Origin of the sequence: Providencia zhijiangensis (assembly GCF_030315915.2) — a bacterium.
In the GTDB taxonomy this organism is placed as follows: Bacteria; Pseudomonadota; Gammaproteobacteria; order Enterobacterales; family Enterobacteriaceae; genus Providencia; species Providencia zhijiangensis.
This window is the reverse complement of record NZ_CP135990.1, coordinates 440,598-459,501: the sequence shown is the minus strand read 5'-3', so window position 1 is coordinate 459,501 and position 18,904 is coordinate 440,598. Positions and strand designations below refer to the sequence as shown.

Below are 18,904 nucleotides of genomic sequence, written 5' to 3'. Positions count from 1 at the left end.
CCCTAAAAACTCAGTTGTTCACGGCGGCGTGCATCACGACGCTGCAAGAAGCCAATAAACCAGCCGCGAACACGGTGGCGCAGTTTGTCCCAACCATTTGGATTGGTAATAATCTGAGCTTTAAAGAATGAAGGACACAGCACTGCTGCATGGGAGACTTCACCGCACAGCCCACAGCCTACGCAACTATCCATCACTGTCGCGACTGGATCTGTCCGTAAAGGATCTGGGTTAGGTTTGATTGATAAAGATGGACAACCCGATAAACGAATACAGGAGTGGTCTCCCGTGCAAGTATCTGAATCAACACCAAAACGTTCACGGACAACTCGCTTGCCTGCTGAAACATCTTCACGGACTTTTTTCTTTTCGCGACGCTGCTTGTTCAACATACATTCGCTTTGCGCAATTAACACTTTAGGACCGCTTTCTGTCGTCGTCAGTGCCTCACGCAAGGTGTTCGTCATGGCTTTTAAATCGTAGGTACGGGTGATGGTTTTCACCCAGTTCACCCCAACACCTTTAACGGCTTTTTCAATCTCATGACCAGTACTGCGAGTAGGATTTAGCGCCGTTGACGACAAAATGTCTTGTCCACCCGTTGCTGAGGTATAACTGTTATCAACAACAATGGTTAAGTTATCGCTACGGTTAAATACGCTGTTAGCAATACCGCTGGTTAACCCGTTATGCCAAAAACCGCCATCTCCCATCACAGAAATCGCCCGTTTACCCGCCTTCGCGTTGAGTGCAGCAGCACCCGCGCCACCCAGCCCGTAACCCATTGTGGTGTTACCGAGGTTAAATGGCGGCAGAATCGAGAATAAATGGCAGCCAATATCCGCACTCACATGGTGTTCGCCTAATTCACGCTCAATTAGCTTCATTGCAGTAAAAATGGGTCGTTCAGGGCAGCCAGTACAGAACCCTGGTGGGCGCGCATGTACCGTTTCATTCAGAGTAGGTTCCGCAGCGTTCACATATTCAGGCAGGTCATCGTCGGCTTTCACGGCCGCGACATTAATGGTTGGAATACGAATCTGATTTGCAGCCGCTTTCACTTGTGGCTCAATTTTGCCATAGCGTTCGAAAAATGAACGCAGCCCCGCCAATACCGTCGCGGTGTTATATTCTCCCGCCATTGGCAGCATATCCTTGCCATGCAGCGCCACATCAATATTGCGTTGACGTAAAATATTCGCCACGTTTTGCTCAACAAAGTTGGGTTGCCCTTCCTCTAAAACCAAAATGGCTTTTTTATTGCGGCAAAAGCGTTCAAATTCATCATCAATCAGCGGGTACGCTACATTCATGACATACAACGGGATTTTGCTATTACCAAAAACGTCGGCGAGACCAATCTGGTTTAATGCGCGGATCAGCGTGTTGTAGTTGCCACCTTGTAAGGCGATCCCCACATCTTCGGCATCTTCCGCAAAAAATTCGTTGAGTTCACGTTGCTGAATAAATTTGATGGCAGCAGGCCAGCGAGCCTCAATTTTCTCTTTTTCATGTAAAAAACTGGCTGGCGGTAACACGATGCGGCTCACGTCACGAGTTGGGTTTTCTAACGCATCTTTGACCGTAAATTTAGGGTGTTGATTATCAGAGCATGTGAACTGTCCATGAACATGGCAAGAGCGAATGCGCATTTGCAGCATAACTGGGGTATTACTGGCTTCGGAAAGATCAAAACCATCTTTAACTGCTTGAACAATACAAGGTAAATTAGGCCGAGGGTCGAGTAGCCACATTTGGGATTTCATCGCAAATGCGTGGCTACGTTCCTGCATGATGGAGGAACCTTCGCCGTAATCTTCGCCGACGATGATCAACGCACCACCCAGTACTCCGCCAGAGGCTAAGTTTGCTAATGCATCAGAAGCCACATTAGTACCAACTGTTGCTTTGAATGTCACTGCACCACGTAAAGGGTAATTAACCGATGCGGCTAAAGTCGCGGCGGCAGTGGCTTCACTGGCGCTATTTTCGAAACGAATACCGTAGTCCGATAGGATATCCTGCGCATCTGCCAGCACATCCATCAAGTGAGAAATGGGTGCTCCCTGATAGCCTGCCACATAGGAAACCCCTGATTCGAGTAATGCTTTCGTAACGGCGAGGATCCCTTCACCGCTGAAGACTTCGCCTTCACCCTGCCGTAATTTTTGAACTTCTTGAACAAACGAGCGCTCAGCCATTTTAACCTCACCAGTCAACGTCAGCACGTTGTTATCTTTTTTGTGTTTCTTTCTTGTATCTCATTTGTTAATAAACGGTCAATCCATGATTAATCATGTATATTAGATTTTTGCAGAGAGTGGATAAGGGGTGCATAGAGCGGACAAAATCATTGTAAAATAATGAAAAAATGTCAGGGAAAGGGACGACTGATAAGAATCACCACCAAAGAAAGCCATGGCTAATTTCCCTAATTAATCAACTAATAATCCTAATTATCCCTTACAAATATAAGGGTATTAGAGTATTCCTCTAATAAAAAATGAAATTCCACCATAGATAACTTTTTGCTTAACTAATAGGTAGAGAAATATATAAAACAATATGAACAATCATATATTTAAAACTAACATTTAATAAAAATAACTTTATTTTTTAGTTTGTTATAGAAATCACAATCAGTGAATTCTCTCTATTTTTTTGCAGTATTCGGATAGTTTTTGCACAAATATGGCTAGGTAAGCAAATTCCTTTATGCTATGTTCGAAGCACAATTGGTTAAAAATTGTTTAATAAAATGTTAACAAAATCGACCTGCGTGATAAGTCGAAGATAATAAAAAAATAACAATGAGATATCGAAATATCCCATAGTGCCCCTCGAGGATTCTAGCTTATCGCGACACTCGCTAGGCAACCTATCAAGGGCACAGTGTTTACTTTGGAGGCACCTCCTTATGTTGAGCAATTCATGGCCTTACGCACCTGCACCTCAGATAGAGAACCAACTCTGTTCTTCTGAGCGATTATTATTCAGTTCAGCTGATCCTGAAGAGATCAAATCCATGGTGGGTCGAGTGATGAAGCCCCATCAATTTCAGTTACTTAACCCGCATCAACGTCTTGATGCTCGAATGCATTACATTCCAATGGGGGATATTTCCCTCAGCCGCCTACGCTATGGGGCTGATGTGGCTATCACTCCCGGGCAACTGGAAGATTTTTTTCTGGTGCAAATGCCATTGTCAGGTAGTGCAATGATCGAAAGCGGCGGGAAAACCTTAGAATCCACACCGCAGATGGCTTCTTTACTTAGCCCAGAAGAGTCTACGGTGATGCGATGGAATGGTGATAATGACCAATTTATGCTGAGAATTTCTCGTTCTTTATTAGAGCGTACGTTGGTTGGGCAACTGGGGCATACCTTAGAGAAACCGTTAGTTTTTGAATTAGGGTTTGCTTGGCAGTCTTGTATTGCATGGCGTACGTTGATGAATTATTTGGTTGAATGCGCTACGCGCACGCCTGATTTACTGCAACATAAGCTGATAACCACCCAAGTAGAACAATTGGTTTCTGTCACTCTACTTTCCACCCACCAACATAATTATTTAGAAGATTCCGGTATGCGCCGTGCCACCATTCGCCCGCGTCATGTGCGCCGCGTTCAAGAGTATCTCGAAGCACACGCCCACGAGCCAATTACCGTTGAACAACTCGCCCATATTGCTGGCGTCAGTTTGCGCAGCTTATATGCTGGTTTTAAAGAGTTTTTAGATATTAGCCCAATGCAATATTTACGTGATTTGCGTATGGAGCGAGTTAGAGCCGAATTGATGTCAGGGGAAGCCACCAGCGTGACTGGCGTGGCATTGCGTTGGGGATTCGCCCATATGGGACGGTTTAGCGCAGAATATAAGCAACGCTATGGAGAGAGTCCAAGCCAAAGTATGAAAAAAGCGTAAATTCATGTAGCAAAACCAGTCTAGATTAAAATGACCGTATGGCTGATTAGCGAGCTGTACGGTCATTTTTTCATATATGGAAGACTCGACTACCACCTGAAAATGAAAATAGGTAATAGGAATTATGTACTTCAATATCAGCAGCCTTTCGGCTGCCAATATTGAAGAGGAAGGAATTAAAACGGAATAGATGCTTTGAGGTAAATTTGTGAACCTTCTGGGCGATTTTTCACAGAAAAATCCTTCTCCCACTTCGCCGTAAATAGCCAACCTTGTGGGTTTGCATAACGGATTGAAGGACCCACAGCGAAGGCTTGAGCCTTACCTTGTGCTGAATTTGGACCGCTGTCATTGGTGGTTTGCATAAATCCATACCCCCCAACACCCGCGACCCAGCCATTACCAAAGCCCCAGCCTAATGCATAATCGGCGTGGAATGCTTGCCCTGAACGCGTGTCCGTATCATTGTTGCGGAAGTTAAAGTCATACATCATTTTTAAATCCGCATTCACCCCGACAGGTGGAATGTAGCTGATTGCCCACACTGGCTGTAATACCCAGTAATTTTTCCCTAAACTTGATGGGTCGGTTTTACTGTATTTTCCGGTTGGCGCGTAAGCATCCAGCCCTAAGACATAATGTAAGTCAGCGGAAGGATGGAAACCGAGTGCGGGACCAAAAGTAATATCCCCGAGCCCACGACTGGTTTCTTTATTCCCCGCCGCCTTTGCCGTCACATCCAACAAAGGAAGAATGGTATGAAACGCTAAATCGCCACCAAACACTTTTTGGTCAGTCACCCAGATAAAGCGTGGTGCGAGTACGTTCACATTCACACTAAAACCGGGGATTGGAATTTTATCGCCTTTGTTGTCACGAACACTGTCATAGTGGGCATTTCCACCATAGACCAGCACATGAACACCTTGCGGTGGCAGTGCGCCAGACATAAAGTTTTCTAGCCCATCAGGGTAGATCCCAAGACCGCCCCCTTCTGTTGCGACAGCACCAAATGACAGTGCCCCCAAGCACGAGCCGACGAGCAGCTTATTCACCATTTCTTTATTCATCATTTACCTGCCGCTGTAGTGGTTTTATGATATTTTTTATATGTTTACTTTTATGTTTGCTGTGTTTGTCTTGCCTTGAATCGACTAAAGCCCATTCTCTATTACCGCTTTTTCTTCGCTGCTAATTTCTCAGCAACTAAATACCCAGAGCCCCCGCCAAGACCGGGACCCGGATGAGTTGATGCTCCAATATGGAACAGATTTTTGACTGCCGTTTGATGCGCTTTGGTCTGCCCTGAAGCGGCAAACGGTCGCAACCAAAAGAATTGATCTGGCGAACAGGTTCCTGAATACGGATCTCCACCCACCAGATTGCAGTTATAACGATCGAGATCGGCGGGGGAAATCGCCTTGCGGCCAACGATCAAATCAGACACACCGGGCATCACCATTTCCAAACGCTGCTGAATGCGATCGGCAACTGCTTCACGCACCTCATCATTCCAACGTCCATCTTTAGGGATCGCAATTTCTCCCGCCGCATCCCCTTTAAGATGGCGAGGTAATTCTTGCATTTGGATCCACAAGATCCATCCGCCCTCAGGAGCACGGCTTGGGTCTAATGTGGTGGGTTGACCGATCCCAAACGTCGGGCGATCCGGCAGATAGCCATTATTGGCTTGCGTAACCGACATGCACACTTGTTCCATACTCTCCGTGAAATGAACCAATGGCACATTGAGTAGTTCAGGGTTGCACCAAGGCGGTGGCGCGCTTAGCGCAAAATGGATTTGCATCCCACCGCGACCATAACGATAGCCTTTCGCCCGCTGCTTCACTCGTGGCGAAACCTCATCAAGCAAGCCGCCATATAGCTGAGTTGGCGTCACGTTGCACACCACACTTTCGCTCGCAGGGATAAACTGCCCATTCACACGAACCCCTGTGGCACGGCTATTTTTACCGCTGCCTTGTGTGATGATCTTCTCCACATGCTCGTTGGTACGTAACTCGCCACCATGTTGCTCAATCACTTTGGCGAACGCGTCAACAATTCGGTAGCTGCCGCCTTTGACAACGGGCATGCCACCCGCCACAACCGCGGCAAACGTCAGTTTACCAATCAGCGCCGAGCTGGCCTCATCTGGCCCTAATCCCGTATGCAGCACCCACGGAGCCATCAACGCACGGCTAAAATCATGCTGTAATTCCCGCTCAGACCAGCGACGAAAACTTTCCACGCCAGATTTAGCGAAATCCAGCAAGCCATCAACCCCGCGTTTGCGCCACTCAGAAAACAGCAGCTTGAACATGCCGCCGCTGTAGGGGTTTTGCCCTAATAGACCAAATGTCAGTGCGGCATCTTCGCTAAACAATTTTTCTGCCATTTGGCGAAACGCTAAGCCATCTCCGGGAGCGAGAGCATCCAGCTGTTTGGCGGCCTCAGCAATATCTCGCTTTAATGCCACTGATTTTCCATTTGGCTGCACCAATCCAGTGGAATAGTCGCATTGCGCGAATTCCAAACCCTGTTTTTGAAGCAATGGCGCTAACTCTTGGTAGCCGGGGCTACCGACAAACAGTGAATACCAGCAAGAAAGCAGGTCGTGGGTGTAGCCTTCAAATAGCGCTTCGGTACGAATACAGCCGCCAAGGCGGTCATTACGTTCCAGAACCAAGACCGATTTTCCGCGCACCGCCAATAAGGCGGCGCACATCAGCGAGTTCATCCCGCTACCGACCACGATCACTTGGGGGTTGGATAAGGTCGCCATACCTCACCCCACCAGCGCAAGCACGCGTAATGGGCTGCCCGAGCCGCCTTCAATTTTTAGGGGCGCTGCGACGATCACCACTCCAGTAGCCGGTAGTTGGTCGAGGTTTTTCAAGCATTGCAGGCCGTATTTATTGTTGCCGTGCATTAGCGTGTGGCACGGGTATGGCACAGGCCAGCTGTAAGATTGCCCTGCATCGGTATTGATGGTTTCAACCCCAAAGCCTTTAACGTCACGTTGGTGGATAAGCCATTCAACCGCTTCTTGAGAAGGCCCCGGCGTATGAGCGCCATCTTCGCGCATATTCACGTACGCTTCTGGGTTATCGGATTTTTTCGACCAATCTGTACGCAGTAAAACCCATGCCGCTTTAGGGATCTTGCCGTGTTTCTCTTCCCATTTTTGTAGGAAATCGACGGTTAAGATCCAATCGGGGTTTTGAGCCACTTCTTTGCTAGCATCAACAACGACCGCTGGGGCAATAAAGTGGTGGAGCGGGATAGTATCAACGGTGTTTTTTGGCTGATCTTTGCCACTTATCCAATGAATTGGCGCATCAAAGTGGGTACCGGTGTGTTCGCCGCAGCTAAAATTATTCCAATACCAAGCGGGGCCGTTTTCATCATAACGGGAGATTTGCTCCATTTTGAATGACCACACTTGCCCAAACTCAGCTGGCAGTTGCAATGCTGGAAATGAAGGCGATAAAGTTTGTGTCAGGTCGATAATCTGAATATTGCCTTTTTGTAACTCGCTGGCGAATGACATCAAAGTTTGCTGTTCCATACTATCTCCTGCGCCTATTGCGCTTCATGTAAGGCGGTAAATGTGCCGCCGTGGAAAACTAAAGGCTTGCCCGTTTCACTACCAATACGGCGCACATGCCCCACCATCAATAAGTGATCGCCAATATGATCCTGCTTGTGGTTTTCACACACTAACGTCACGATCGCGCCGTGTAAGGCGGGGATCCCTTCTGGCGTGATGTGCACAGCGACATCTTCGAATTTATTTTCGACTCGAGGATTAGCAAAACGCATCGCCAACTCTTGGTGATCTTTGCCTAAGATATTGATCGTGAAATGTTGGCAATCACGAAATACCGCAAGGTTGGGTGAATGATTCACTAAGCTCCACAGTACCAAAGGCGGATCTAACGACAGTGATGCGAATGAATTGATGGTCAACCCAACGTCACGTCCATCAGGGGTGCGGGTGGTCACAACCGCTACCCCAGTGGGGTAGCAGCCTAGTAAATTGCGTAAGGTTTTCGATTCAAACTCGGTATGACCCCATTCGCTTTCGCACATAAGCGTGTCCTCTGCAATCATCGACATACTGATTTCTCCTACGAAGCGCGAACTTCTTCTTGCATCAGCGATTGAATATACGCATCGCAGGCATGGGCATCGTGCCACCATGGTGCAAGAACCGGTGGATAGTTAAAGGCATTCGCGATGGTGTGCGCTAAGGTTGGCAGCTGTTGCGCTGCGCCTAATGCATTAAGAATGTGTGGCTGTGGCGGCGCTAATAGAGCGTTCGTCCACTCAACAACATGGCGACCGTATTTCCAGAATTGTTCAAACGTCTCATTCATCCATTCCGCGGTATACGGCTTGTCACCACGGGCTAAAATCGCGTCGTAATAGACTTTGCTGGCTTTCGTGGCGTTATTCGATCCTTGTCCAGTGAGTGGATCGTTGGTGACTAATGCATCCCCTAAACCGAAGACAATTTTCCCTGATGGCAGCGTGAGAACTGGCTTACGAACTGTTGGCGCAAAGCGCCCTGCCAGAATACCGTTTTCATCCGTTAGTTCCACATGGCGGCAGCGCTCTGCTTCCCACGGTAAATAGGTATCGATGATTTTTTTGCTGTAGGCCAAATGCTCTTGTGGCGTACGCGCTTCTCCCCATTGATCCATCGGCCCACCTGGCACACCTTCAAAAACCATGATGTGGCAGTCGCCACTGTTGGTGAGAGATGGGAACACAAAATACTCCCCCACACCCGGTATCAGGTTGAATGAAACTTGTGAAAATTCAGGGGTTGGCAGCATGCCGTGAACATAAGTAAGCGCTAGCGCACGCTGAGGTTTATCGTACGGTGAGCGAGTCGGGTCACGTTCTAGCAGCTTAACGATTTCCCCTTTCCCCCCCGCTAAGATCACTAAATCGTGGGTTTCGGCAAGTTTCTCTAACTCTGCCACGCCCACATCTTCAATCATCAAGTTGCCGCCACGCGCTGCGAATAACTCTAGCCAGTAAGGCATTTTGATGCGCTGATCAACGGCTTGGGCATAGTTATCAATACGTGAGCGCCAGCTAATGGCTTTTTCACCCGCTTTTTCAGGATGCGGGACGGTAAAGCCAATGCCTTCAACGGGTGGGCATTTGTCTTCCCAGAAGTTGATCCCTAAGTCACGCTCAAATTGCAGTGAAATATCGAACATACATTGGCTAGACATTACACGGCCATTTTTCACATCATCTGGGGTACGGTTGGTGGCAACCGTCACGTCATAACCTTTGTCCAGCAGCCCTAATGCCAATGGCATACCCGCCTGACCACCACCTACGATTGCAATACGACGCATAGTGAATTCCTCGATAAAATTAAAATCAGGGTGTCTTATTCTGCAAGACGGGGAATGGCGGGTTTCGCCTGTTCAGGCCCCATGGCGGAGTATCCACCATCGACCGCGTAATCTGCGCCAGTGACAAAACTCGCCAGCTCAGACAATAGGAATGCCACAACTTGAGCCACCTCTTCAGGGTCTCCAACACGTTGTAAAAGGTGATAATCCGCCGCGACGCGGTCGGTTTTTTGGCGGTCGCCGCCAGTCAGTTCGTCCATCACCCGAGACCATGTCCAACCAGGGGAAACGGAATTGACGCGAATGCCGTCGGGGGCATAATCCATCGCTTGGCTGCGCGTTGCTTCTAGCATGGCGGCTTTCGATGCGGGATAAAGCCAGCGACCTGTTTGCGCCACCGAGGAAGAGATACTGGTGAAGTTAACAATCGCCCCTTTACCTGCTTTGGCTAAATGCGGTTTGGCAAATTGCGCAGCCATCACGGCGCTCACCACGTTGATATTTAATGCCGTTAGCCAGTCTTGACGTGAAGAGGCTTGGCCATCATCCAGATAGGTGGCGGCCAGATTAACCAAAAAATCGAGTTGCCCATATTTTTGCGCAACGCGATCAATGCCTTGCTTTAATTGTTGGTCATCGGTGATATCCACGGGCAGAAAGTCAATATTGGGCTCCGATTGTGCCACACTTTCCCCGTTGGTTTTGTCGATATCGAAAATAGTGACTTTGACCCCATAGGAACATAAGATTTTTGCTACGGTTGCGCCTATTTTGGTTGCACCACCCGTCACGATGGCAATTTTGTTATTCAGACCTTTCATCACTGTGCCCTCTTTGCTCTAATTCGTTCACAAAAAATTAACATGACGAATCATTACGCAAAAAAGGCAAAAATCGGTAGCCCATATGCGCAAAGATTATCCACACAGCGCGGCTATTTGATTAATAACATGATGATAATAATGGATAAATAGCCACATTTTGCAGTGGCTATCCAGATAGTGAAAAGTGTGATTTAAGGACGTTCGAGGATTTGGGCGCCGGAACCTTGGTTGCCTAAGATATCTTCAGGGTTGCGCAAAGGGCAATCTTTGAGAGACAAACAACCACAACCAATACAGTGATCCAACTCATTGCGCAATCGAGTTAACTGTTTGATTCGTCTATCTAATGAACTTTTCCATTCCGTTGACATCCCTTTCCATTCTTCCGCCGTCAATTTGCTGTTTGCCGGAAACTGACCCAGTGCATCTTGGATCTCTTTGAGGGGAATACCGGTACTTTGTGCCACTTTGATAATGGCAATGTAGCGTAAAACCACCGGTGGAAAACGCCGCTGATTTCCTTGTGTTCGGGTACTTTGAATCAGCCCTTTCGCTTCATAAAAATGCACCGTAGAGACCGGAACGCCTGCACGTTTCGCCACTTCCCCTACCGTCAGAGCCCGTGAAAAATCTACCTTTTCAGCGGCAATTTCCCGCTTTTTTATCGTATTCATGGTTTTGCCCACCATTTTTGCTCACCTCCTATTGACCTCAACTTAACTTAAGGTTTTATAGTGCCAGCCTCTTTAATTGTCAATTTAAGATGCCAATCATAATGAATAAAAAAACGCTAACGTTGCTATGTGCAGGGCTTCTCTCCGTAGGTGGGGGAGCCGCCATTTACTCGACTTACGCCAGCTCAGACGATAAGCCACAAGCGGCTTATCAATATCCTCCAGTGAAAGTGGCTCTTGCTCCCGTCACCTTGGCTAATGCTCCACGCACTTTTTACGGTGTGGGGGAATTAGAAGCAGGTAGTCAGGTGTTTGTGGCCGCAGAAACCAGTGGGCGTATCACCAAAATTGGGTTTGAATCCGGTCAACAGGTCAAAAAAGGGCAATTACTGGTGCAGCTCAATGATGCGGTGGAGCGTGCAGATTTAGCCCGCTATCAAGCACAATACCGCAATGCCGCCCGTCTATATGACAGAACCCGTTCTCTGTCTGCGCAACATTTAGTGGCGGAAGCGCAGGTGGATAGCACCCGTGCCGAGCGCGATATGGCGCAGGGGCTGATTCAGCAAACCCAAGCATTGATTGCGCAAAAAGCCATTCATGCCCCATTCGATGGCACCATTGGTATTCGCCAAGTCCATGAAGGGCAATATCTTAGCCCCGGCGAAGCGATAGCCAGCCTTGTGGATACCCAAACGCTGAAGCTGAATTTCTCCTTAGACGAGCAAGCCTCTCCCGAATTGCACCAAGGGCAAGTGGTGGACATCACTGTCGATGCTTACCCCGAAACACCATTTCCTGCCAAAGTGACGGCGATTGATCCATTGATTGGTAAGTCCCGAACGATTGCGTTGCAAGCCACTCTGGATAACAGCAATGGGAAGTTAAAAGCGGGGATGTACGCCAATGTCACGGTAGTGCGACAAGCCAACAATGCGGTACTGACCGTTCCTGAAACCGCAGTCACTTACACCGCTTACGGGGATACCGTGTTTATCGCCGAAGGTACCAGTGATGCCATGACGGTCAAGCGCGTTTCCGTGAAAACGGGGCAGCGTTTTGATGGCAATATTGAAATTGAGCACGGACTTGCGGAAGGCGACCAAGTGGTCAGTTCTGGGCAGCTACGTCTGAATAATGGCTCTGCCATTACCCCTGTTGCTCAAAATACATTATCTGAAACCCCGCAAGGCTCATAAGGACGAACGATGAAATTTACGGACTTGTTTGTGCGCCGACCGGTATTAGCATTAGTGGTCAGTGCCTTAATTGTGTTGATGGGGCTGTTTGCGCTAAGCAAATTACCCATTCGCCAATACCCTCAGTTAGAAAGCTCGACAATTACTATTACCACCCAATATCCGGGCGCCTCGGCAAAATTAATGCAGGGGTTTGTGACTCAACCGATTGCCCAAGCGGTCTCTTCCGTTGAAGGGGTCGATTACTTATCATCATCCTCCGTTCAAGGCAGCAGCCTTGTGACCGTGCGCATGGAGCTAAACCGCGATTCCACTCAAGCCCTCACCCAAGTGATGGCAAAAGTCAACCAAGTGCGTTATAAGCTACCAAAAGAGGCGTATGACCCTGTGATTGAGCTCTCTTCTGGGGAGTCTACCGCCGTCGCTTATATTGGTTTTTCCAGTACCGAACTTTCGATTCCTGCGCTAACCGATTATCTTTCCCGCGTAGTGGAACCGATGTATTCCGCTATTGATGGCGTGGCGAAAGTGCAAGTATTTGGCGGGCAGCAGCTGGCGATGCGTTTATGGTTGGATGCGGATAAACTCGCTGGTCGCGGTATTTCAGCGGCTGAAGTCGCCCAAGCGGTACGCCAAAATAACTATCAAGCGGCTCCCGGTAAAGTGAAGGGAGAGTTTGTCATTTCCAACGTATATGTGAATACCGATTTAACCAATGTGGATGAATTTCGTGATTTGGTGATCCGCAATGATGGTAACGGATTGGTGCGCTTAAAAGATGTGGGCACCATTGAGCTGGGGGCGGCATCTACAGAAACCAGTGGCTTAATGAACGGGGAACCTGCCATTTACTTAGGTTTATTTGCCACCCCAACGGGTAACCCGCTAGTGATTGTAGATGGCATGAATAAGTTAATGCCAGATATCATCAAAACCCTGCCGCCGGGGGTAAAAGTGGAAATGGCCTTTGAAACTTCACGGTTTATTAAGGCCTCCATCGACCAAGTGATCCACACCCTCGTGGAAGCCTTGCTGATTGTTATCGCGGTAATTTATCTGTGCCTAGGTTCGATTCGCAGCGTGATTATTCCCATTCTTGCCATTCCACTATCCATGCTAGGTGCGGCGGCATTGATGATGGCGTTCGGCTTTAGTATTAACTTGCTAACCTTACTGGCGATGGTGCTGGCGATTGGGTTGGTGGTGGATGATGCCATTGTGGTGGTGGAAAACGTGCATCGCCATATTGAAGAGGGAAAATCCCCCGTTCTGGCGGCGTTGATTGGCGCACGTGAGGTAGCAGGTCCCGTTATCGCGATGACCATTACCCTCGCCGCAGTGTATGCGCCGATTGGCTTAATGTCTGGATTAACAGGGGCATTATTTAAAGAGTTTGCGCTCACGTTGGCGGGCGCGGTGATTGTATCTGGCATCGTGGCGTTAACCCTTTCTCCGGTGATGAGTTCGTTTATGTTGAATTCAAAGCAGAATGAAGGGCGCATGGCGCGAATGGCAGAAACCTTCTTCGAGACCCTTGCCCATTACTATACAGCGGTACTGAATTTCTCATTGAAGAACCGCTGGATCACCGGAATTTTAGCTGTCGGTGTCGTGATCAGCCTGCCAATGTTGTATCAATCCGCACCGCGAGAGCTGGCGCCAGTTGAAGACCAATCTAGCGTCTTAACGGCGATTAAGTCTCCGCAACATGCCAACCTTGAGTATGTGGAGCGTTTCTCCCGCAAATTACACGATGTGTTTATGGAGCTGCCCGAAACTGAAAGTACATGGATTATTAACGGCACCGATGGCCCTTCCGCCAGCTTCGGGGGAACAAACTTAACCTCTTGGGAGCAACGAGAGCGCCCTGCGTCAGCGATCCAATCGGATTTACAAAATCGTGTTGGCGATGTGGAAGGTAACAGTATCTTTGTATTCCAGTTACCTGCATTACCGGGTTCGACGGGCGGTTTGCCTATTCAGATGGTGCTAAAAAGCCCGCAAGATTATCCGGTACTGTATCGCACCATGGAAGAGATCAAGCAGCAAGCTCGTGAAAGTGGCCTGTTTATGGTGGTCGATAGCGACCTCGACTATAACAACCCTGTGGTTGAGGTTCGCATTAATCGTTCGAAAGCCAACAGTTTAGGCATTCGTATGCAGGATATTGGTGAGTCCTTAACGTTGCTAGTGGGTGAGAATTATATCAACCGCTTTGGCATGGATGGGCGCTCTTACGATGTGATCCCGCAAAGCCTACGCAGCCAGCGACTGACGCCTGAAGCGTTATCCCGCCATTATGTTAAGTCCGAAGATGGCAGCATGATCCCGCTGTCGACGGTGGTGGACATTTCAACACAAGTAGAGCCGAATAAACTGTCTCAGTTTAATCAGCAAAATGCCGCTATTTTCCAAGCGATCCCTGCACCAGGCGTCACCTTAGGGCAAGCGGTGGCGTATCTCGATGAGGTAGCCAGCGAACTACCCGCCGGTTTTAGCCATGATTGGCAATCCGATTCGCGCCAATATAAACAAGAAGGAAACACCCTCGCCTTCGCGTTTATGGCGGCGCTGATCATTATCTATCTGGTGCTCGCGGCGCAGTATGAAAGTTTAGTGGATCCGTTGATTATCTTAATTACCGTTCCGCTGTCTATCTGTGGTGCCTTGATCCCGCTGGCGCTGGGTTATGCCACTCTCAATATTTATACCCAAATTGGCTTAGTTACCTTGATTGGGCTTATCAGTAAACACGGGATCTTAATGGTGGAATTCGCCAATGAGCTACAAGCTAACGAAGGGTTAGATAAACGCCACGCCATTTTAAAAGCAGCACAAATCCGTTTACGCCCGATTTTGATGACAACAGCGGCAATGGTTATCGGTTTAGTTCCTCTTCTGTTCGCGACTGGCGCCGGAGCAAATAGCCGCTTTGGGCTAGGCCTGGTGATTGTCACTGGCATGCTGGTGGGGACGCTATTTACCCTGTTTGTGTTGCCAACTATCTATTCCGTGCTGGCACGTAATCACAGTGCGACAGCGTTAACCCCAAGACGTTATGAGCTGGCTGAAGCTAACCGTTTAATTAAACACTCTGAGGAGACGGCACCATGAATTTATCATCGTTAAACCATCTTTCACTTGTTCCCACTCGCAAGGAAAAGCGAACAGTTCATGACAGCAAATCAACGGATTTTTCGACTCATCCTATGAGCAACAGTGTGGCAATGATGATGATTTATCATCCTTATCCATCAAGGAACACGCACTCCGACGTCACGAACCGATGGCGTAAATAGCGTTCTTAGTCATGTTTTAATCAATAGAAAAAAAGAGCCACATACTTTCGTAGTGCGGCTCTTTTTCAATAGGTTCTCAAGAATAGATCATCAGGCTATTAATTTACTGACCTTCATAGAAAGCCATCACTAACTTACCTTCTTTAATAATGATTGGCGTACCCGGTAAAGCATCAATGACTTCATTTTGCGAAGCATCAACCACCACCGCAACATTGCGGTTATTTTGGCTCGCCAGCAAGCTTGGTAGCTGCTCTAAACGGTAAAAACGATTTTCTGCATCAGGGTAATTCAACCCGTAACCTAGCTCACCTGTTTGATACAGCATGGTAATGTCATCGCGTTTTAGTACCCAAGCCAACGCAGTGCCTAATCCCACATTATTGGTTAAGAGTATCGCGCGGTTTTGTAGCTGATCTTGGTATTTAGTTAGCACGCCTTGCGGGGTGTTATTGCTCTCAATGTATTTAGGGATCACATGCCCAATACTGAGGCTGAGCACTAACGTACAGGCAGCGGCCAATGACCAGAATTTACGGTTAAATGACACCACACCCATCACAGCCCAAAATAGAAATGCTCCTGCGGCAATCCACATTTTGTAGCTTTCATCCCCTTGATATAAATTCATTTTAGGGAAGTAAGGGGAGGCAATAAATGCCCCTGCCGCCGCGATACCCAGCGTAATGTTTATCAGCGCATTCAGACGAATGGTAGCCACTTTATTCTGGGTTAAAATCTGCTGCAAATAGGATGCCATCAAAATCGCGATAGGTGCGATGCACGGCAGAATATAGGTGAGTAGCTTCCCTTTAGTGACACTAAAAAATAGGAAAGGTAGCGCCGCCCACAATAAGAAATAAAGGTTCATGCCTCTCGCGCGAACTGCATGTGCAAGGGATGAGAAGAGGTAACCTAACCACGGAAGCACTGCCGCCAATAAAATCGGCATATAGAACCAGAAAGGAGATTTGTTTTGTGCGTTATCCGCCATAAAACGCTGAATATGCTCAACCCAGAAAAAGTAGCTCCAGAAATCTGGCTCTAGGCTGGCAATCGTGAGCGCCCACGGTAAGCAAACTAACACGGCGACAAGAATCGAAATTAATGCGTACAGGCAGACGTCTTTGAGCTTTTTGAAGTAAATTGCGCTAACGGAACACACTAAAACGGGAAGCACTAAGACTAAAAAGCCTTTTGTCATGACCCCTAAGCCGCATGCCACGCCAATCAGAATATAGGCATACAATTTATGAGTGCGTTGTGTCGTGGTTATCCCCCATTGGAAAAAGAAGATAATCATCGTAATAAAGGCGGTCACAATTGGGTCAAGGATATTGTATGTCCCAATGGTCAAAATCATAAACATGGAAAGATAAATAAGCACCGCATTAAACGCGAGGTCTTTATTTTTCCATACCATCTTTGCGCTGAGATAAACAAATAACCCGCTGATCAGGGTGCTAAACACCACGCCTAATCGAACCGAGACATTGTTTTCACCAAATAGCATTTGAAAGAAAGAACCGACCCAATAACCAAAAATCGGTTTTTCAAAATAGCGGATACCAAGCAGCTCAGGTACGCTCCAATGGCTACTTAATATCAGCTCACGGCTGATTTCTGCATAGCGTAGCTCATCGGGTTGCCATAGCATTCGTCCATTGAGAGGAAGAAAATAGGTTATGAGTACAAAACCGAATAATAGGCACCACTTAAAGTAGGCAACTTTATTATTTGCCATCATCATTTAATCTCAACCATTATTGTCATAAATATTTAATAATTATTATTTTCGCCGAAGCTTCAGGCGCTTTTGATTAATCAAATCAGGGTTCTATTATCGTTAGTTCGACTAAACCCAGTATAAACCAATAAACATTTTCGTATTTCATACGCCCATATGAGATAAACAATCAATAAATGAATATTTTATTTCAACATTAAGATAACAGGATGAGCTGCTTGTTAAGACTCGATTAAAAAACAATAGTTCAGCAATTTCCATTTATTTTTAACAGAATGAAAAATAAATTAAAAAACAGTGCTGATTGCGAATAGTTATTAATCCTAGAAAGAAGAATAAACCTCAATAGTTAATCACGTAGGAAGCAATAAAGGCAGTTATTGCAATATATTCTTCACAATAACCACCTTTATTTATCGGTAGCTGCTTAACAAGATTTACTTAGCTGCATCCAAGGCTTGAATTAAGTCAGCAAGAATGTCATCGATATGTTCAATACCAATGGATAAACGGATCATATCGCGCGATACCCCTGCACGTGCTAGCTCCGCATCATTTAATTGACGATGGGTGGTAGATGCTGGATGGCACGCTAATGATTTTGCATCTCCAATATTGACCAAACGAACAATCAGGTTCAGTGCATCAATAAAACGCGCACCGGCTTCCTGCCCGCCTTTGATCCCAAAAGACATGATACTGGCAGGTTTACCTTGCATATATTTTTGCGCAAGTGCGTGCTCAGGGTTGCTTGGCAGACCCGCATATTTTACCCATGCCACTTGAGGATGATTTTCGAGGAATTGAGCCACTTTCAATGCGTTTTCAGTATGGCGTTCCATTCTTAATGCGAGTGTTTCCAGACCTTGTAAGATCAAGAAGGCGTTAAATGGCGATAATGCTGCTCCCGTCCCACGCAGCGGTGCTACGCGGCAACGGGCAATAAAAGCCGCCGCACCGAAGTGCTCAGTATAACTGACGCCGTGATAGGCGATATCAGGCTCAACTAGCAGAGAAAAACGCTCTGCGTGCTCCGCCCACGGGAATTTACCTGAATCAATCACCATTCCACCGATTGAGGTGCCGTGACCACCAATATATTTAGTTAACGAGTGCACCACGATGTCCGCACCGTGTTCAAATGGGCGGCATAAATACGGGGTCGCTACGGTATTGTCGACAATCAGAGGTACGCCATGGCGATGCGCAACCTCTGCCAGCGCCGCAAGGTCAACAATAAAGCCCGCAGGGTTAGAGATAGATTCACAGAAAACGGCTTTTGTTTTCTCATCAATCAGGGCTTCTAGTGCAGTTAAATCATCGTGTTCAGCAAAACGGGTTTCGATACCAAGGCGCGGCAGAGTATGCGCCAGTAAGTTATACGTACCGCCATACAGTTTTGCCACAGAAACAATGTTATCGCCGACTTGGGCAATAGTTTGAATTGCATAGGTGATAGCCGCCATTCCAGACGCCACCGCCAGTCCGGCAATACCCCCTTCAAGAGCAGCAACACGCTTTTCGAGCACATCGTTGGTCGGGTTCATAATGCGGGTATAGATATTACCCGCCACTTTTAAGTCGAACAGATCCGCGCCGTGTTGTGTATCGTCAAATGCATAAGAGGTGGTTTGATAAATAGGCACCGCGACAGACTTGGTTGTAGGGTCTGGAGAATAGCCTGCGTGGATTGATAATGTTTCTAATTTCATTGCGTTATCCTTGTTATACCCGCACTGCCAATTGAATGGGTTCTTGTTTTTATTTCACGGTAATCCTTTCCAATATCCCCCAAGTAGATCCCTCACACAACCATCTAGACTTGAAATAATTTCATCTATAGTTATTCACAAAA

The 18,904-nt window shown here is 47.4% G+C and carries 13 protein-coding genes; 3 read left to right on the top strand and 10 right to left on the bottom strand.

Annotated elements, in window-relative coordinates; all coding sequences use genetic code 11:
- Positions 1–2: 2 nt before the first annotated feature.
- Positions 3–2,201, bottom strand: coding sequence for a thiamine pyrophosphate-dependent enzyme (locus QS795_RS02025; RefSeq protein ID WP_154602117.1), 2,199 nt, complete (start codon positions 2,199–2,201; stop codon positions 3–5).
- A 716-nt stretch (positions 2,202–2,917) separates the two neighbouring features.
- Here QS795_RS02025 and QS795_RS02020 point away from each other — a divergent pair.
- Positions 2,918–3,925, top strand: a complete 1,008-nt coding sequence (locus tag QS795_RS02020) for an AraC family transcriptional regulator (RefSeq protein WP_154638657.1) — start codon at positions 2,918–2,920, stop codon at positions 3,923–3,925.
- A gap of 176 nt (positions 3,926–4,101) precedes the next feature.
- Here QS795_RS02020 and QS795_RS02015 read toward each other — a convergent pair whose 3' ends face one another.
- The 7 genes from QS795_RS02015 to soxR form a co-directional block, all read right to left on the bottom strand.
- Positions 4,102–4,998 (bottom strand): SphA family protein, encoded by an 897-nt coding sequence (locus QS795_RS02015; RefSeq protein WP_036955277.1) that lies wholly within the window; start codon positions 4,996–4,998, stop codon positions 4,102–4,104.
- Between the two features lie 98 nt (positions 4,999–5,096).
- Positions 5,097–6,710 (bottom strand): phytoene desaturase family protein, encoded by a 1,614-nt coding sequence (locus tag QS795_RS02010; RefSeq protein WP_318626789.1) that lies wholly within the window; start codon positions 6,708–6,710, stop codon positions 5,097–5,099.
- Positions 6,711–6,713: 3 nt separating this feature from the next.
- A complete protein-coding gene (locus QS795_RS02005; protein ID WP_318626788.1) occupies positions 6,714–7,496 on the bottom strand; it encodes a cyclase family protein in 783 nt (260 codons plus the stop codon).
- Between the two features lie 14 nt (positions 7,497–7,510).
- Positions 7,511–8,047, bottom strand: coding sequence for a flavin reductase family protein (locus QS795_RS02000; protein ID WP_225577094.1), 537 nt, complete (start codon positions 8,045–8,047; stop codon positions 7,511–7,513).
- Positions 8,048–8,058: 11 nt separating this feature from the next.
- Positions 8,059–9,306 (bottom strand): styrene monooxygenase/indole monooxygenase family protein, encoded by a 1,248-nt coding sequence (locus QS795_RS01995; protein WP_286271100.1) that lies wholly within the window; start codon positions 9,304–9,306, stop codon positions 8,059–8,061.
- A gap of 35 nt (positions 9,307–9,341) precedes the next feature.
- Complete coding sequence (locus tag QS795_RS01990; protein ID WP_286271099.1) at positions 9,342–10,127, bottom strand: SDR family oxidoreductase; 786 nt, start codon at positions 10,125–10,127, stop codon at positions 9,342–9,344.
- A gap of 194 nt (positions 10,128–10,321) precedes the next feature.
- Positions 10,322–10,804 (bottom strand): redox-sensitive transcriptional activator SoxR, encoded by a 483-nt coding sequence (gene soxR / locus QS795_RS01985; protein WP_181477930.1) that lies wholly within the window; start codon positions 10,802–10,804, stop codon positions 10,322–10,324.
- A gap of 101 nt (positions 10,805–10,905) precedes the next feature.
- Between soxR and QS795_RS01980 the strand changes: the two genes are divergently transcribed.
- Positions 10,906–12,003: an efflux RND transporter periplasmic adaptor subunit gene (locus tag QS795_RS01980; protein ID WP_286271097.1), complete on the top strand. Its 1,098-nt coding sequence runs from the start codon at positions 10,906–10,908 to the stop codon at positions 12,001–12,003.
- A 9-nt stretch (positions 12,004–12,012) separates the two neighbouring features.
- Entirely contained in the window at positions 12,013–15,117 is a 3,105-nt protein-coding gene (locus QS795_RS01975; protein ID WP_154602031.1) for a MexW/MexI family multidrug efflux RND transporter permease subunit, read from the top strand.
- 288 nt (positions 15,118–15,405) lie between these two features.
- Here the strand turns inward: QS795_RS01975 and arnT are convergent, their stop codons facing one another.
- Both arnT and QS795_RS01965 read right to left on the bottom strand, forming a co-directional pair.
- Positions 15,406–17,052: a lipid IV(A) 4-amino-4-deoxy-L-arabinosyltransferase gene (arnT, locus tag QS795_RS01970; RefSeq protein ID WP_286271094.1), complete on the bottom strand. Its 1,647-nt coding sequence runs from the start codon at positions 17,050–17,052 to the stop codon at positions 15,406–15,408.
- Positions 17,053–17,486: 434 nt separating this feature from the next.
- Positions 17,487–18,761, bottom strand: coding sequence for a bifunctional O-acetylhomoserine aminocarboxypropyltransferase/cysteine synthase (locus tag QS795_RS01965; RefSeq protein WP_154602029.1), 1,275 nt, complete (start codon positions 18,759–18,761; stop codon positions 17,487–17,489).
- Between the last annotated feature and the right edge of the window lie 143 nt (positions 18,762–18,904).

Bases quoted from the DNA above. Each gene is read 5' to 3' on its own strand.
- QS795_RS01980 (WP_286271097.1), top strand. From the start codon at position 10,906: ATGAATAAAAAAACGCTAACGTTGCTATGTGCAGGGCTTCTCTCCGTA.
- soxR (WP_181477930.1), bottom strand. From the start codon at position 10,804: ATGAATACGATAAAAAAGCGGGAAATTGCCGCTGAAAAGGTAGATTTT.
- QS795_RS02005 (WP_318626788.1), bottom strand. From the start codon at position 7,496: ATGGAACAGCAAACTTTGATGTCATTCGCCAGCGAGTTACAAAAAGGC.
- QS795_RS02000 (WP_225577094.1), bottom strand. From the start codon at position 8,047: ATGTCGATGATTGCAGAGGACACGCTTATGTGCGAAAGCGAATGGGGT.
- arnT (WP_286271094.1), bottom strand. From the start codon at position 17,052: ATGATGATGGCAAATAATAAAGTTGCCTACTTTAAGTGGTGCCTATTA.
- QS795_RS02015 (WP_036955277.1), bottom strand. From the start codon at position 4,998: ATGATGAATAAAGAAATGGTGAATAAGCTGCTCGTCGGCTCGTGCTTG.
- QS795_RS02025 (WP_154602117.1), bottom strand. From the start codon at position 2,201: ATGGCTGAGCGCTCGTTTGTTCAAGAAGTTCAAAAATTACGGCAGGGT.
- QS795_RS01995 (WP_286271100.1), bottom strand. From the start codon at position 9,306: ATGCGTCGTATTGCAATCGTAGGTGGTGGTCAGGCGGGTATGCCATTG.
- QS795_RS01990 (WP_286271099.1), bottom strand. From the start codon at position 10,127: ATGAAAGGTCTGAATAACAAAATTGCCATCGTGACGGGTGGTGCAACC.
- QS795_RS02020 (WP_154638657.1), top strand. From the start codon at position 2,918: ATGTTGAGCAATTCATGGCCTTACGCACCTGCACCTCAGATAGAGAAC.
- QS795_RS01975 (WP_154602031.1), top strand. From the start codon at position 12,013: ATGAAATTTACGGACTTGTTTGTGCGCCGACCGGTATTAGCATTAGTG.
- QS795_RS01965 (WP_154602029.1), bottom strand. From the start codon at position 18,761: ATGAAATTAGAAACATTATCAATCCACGCAGGCTATTCTCCAGACCCT.
- QS795_RS02010 (WP_318626789.1), bottom strand. From the start codon at position 6,710: ATGGCGACCTTATCCAACCCCCAAGTGATCGTGGTCGGTAGCGGGATG.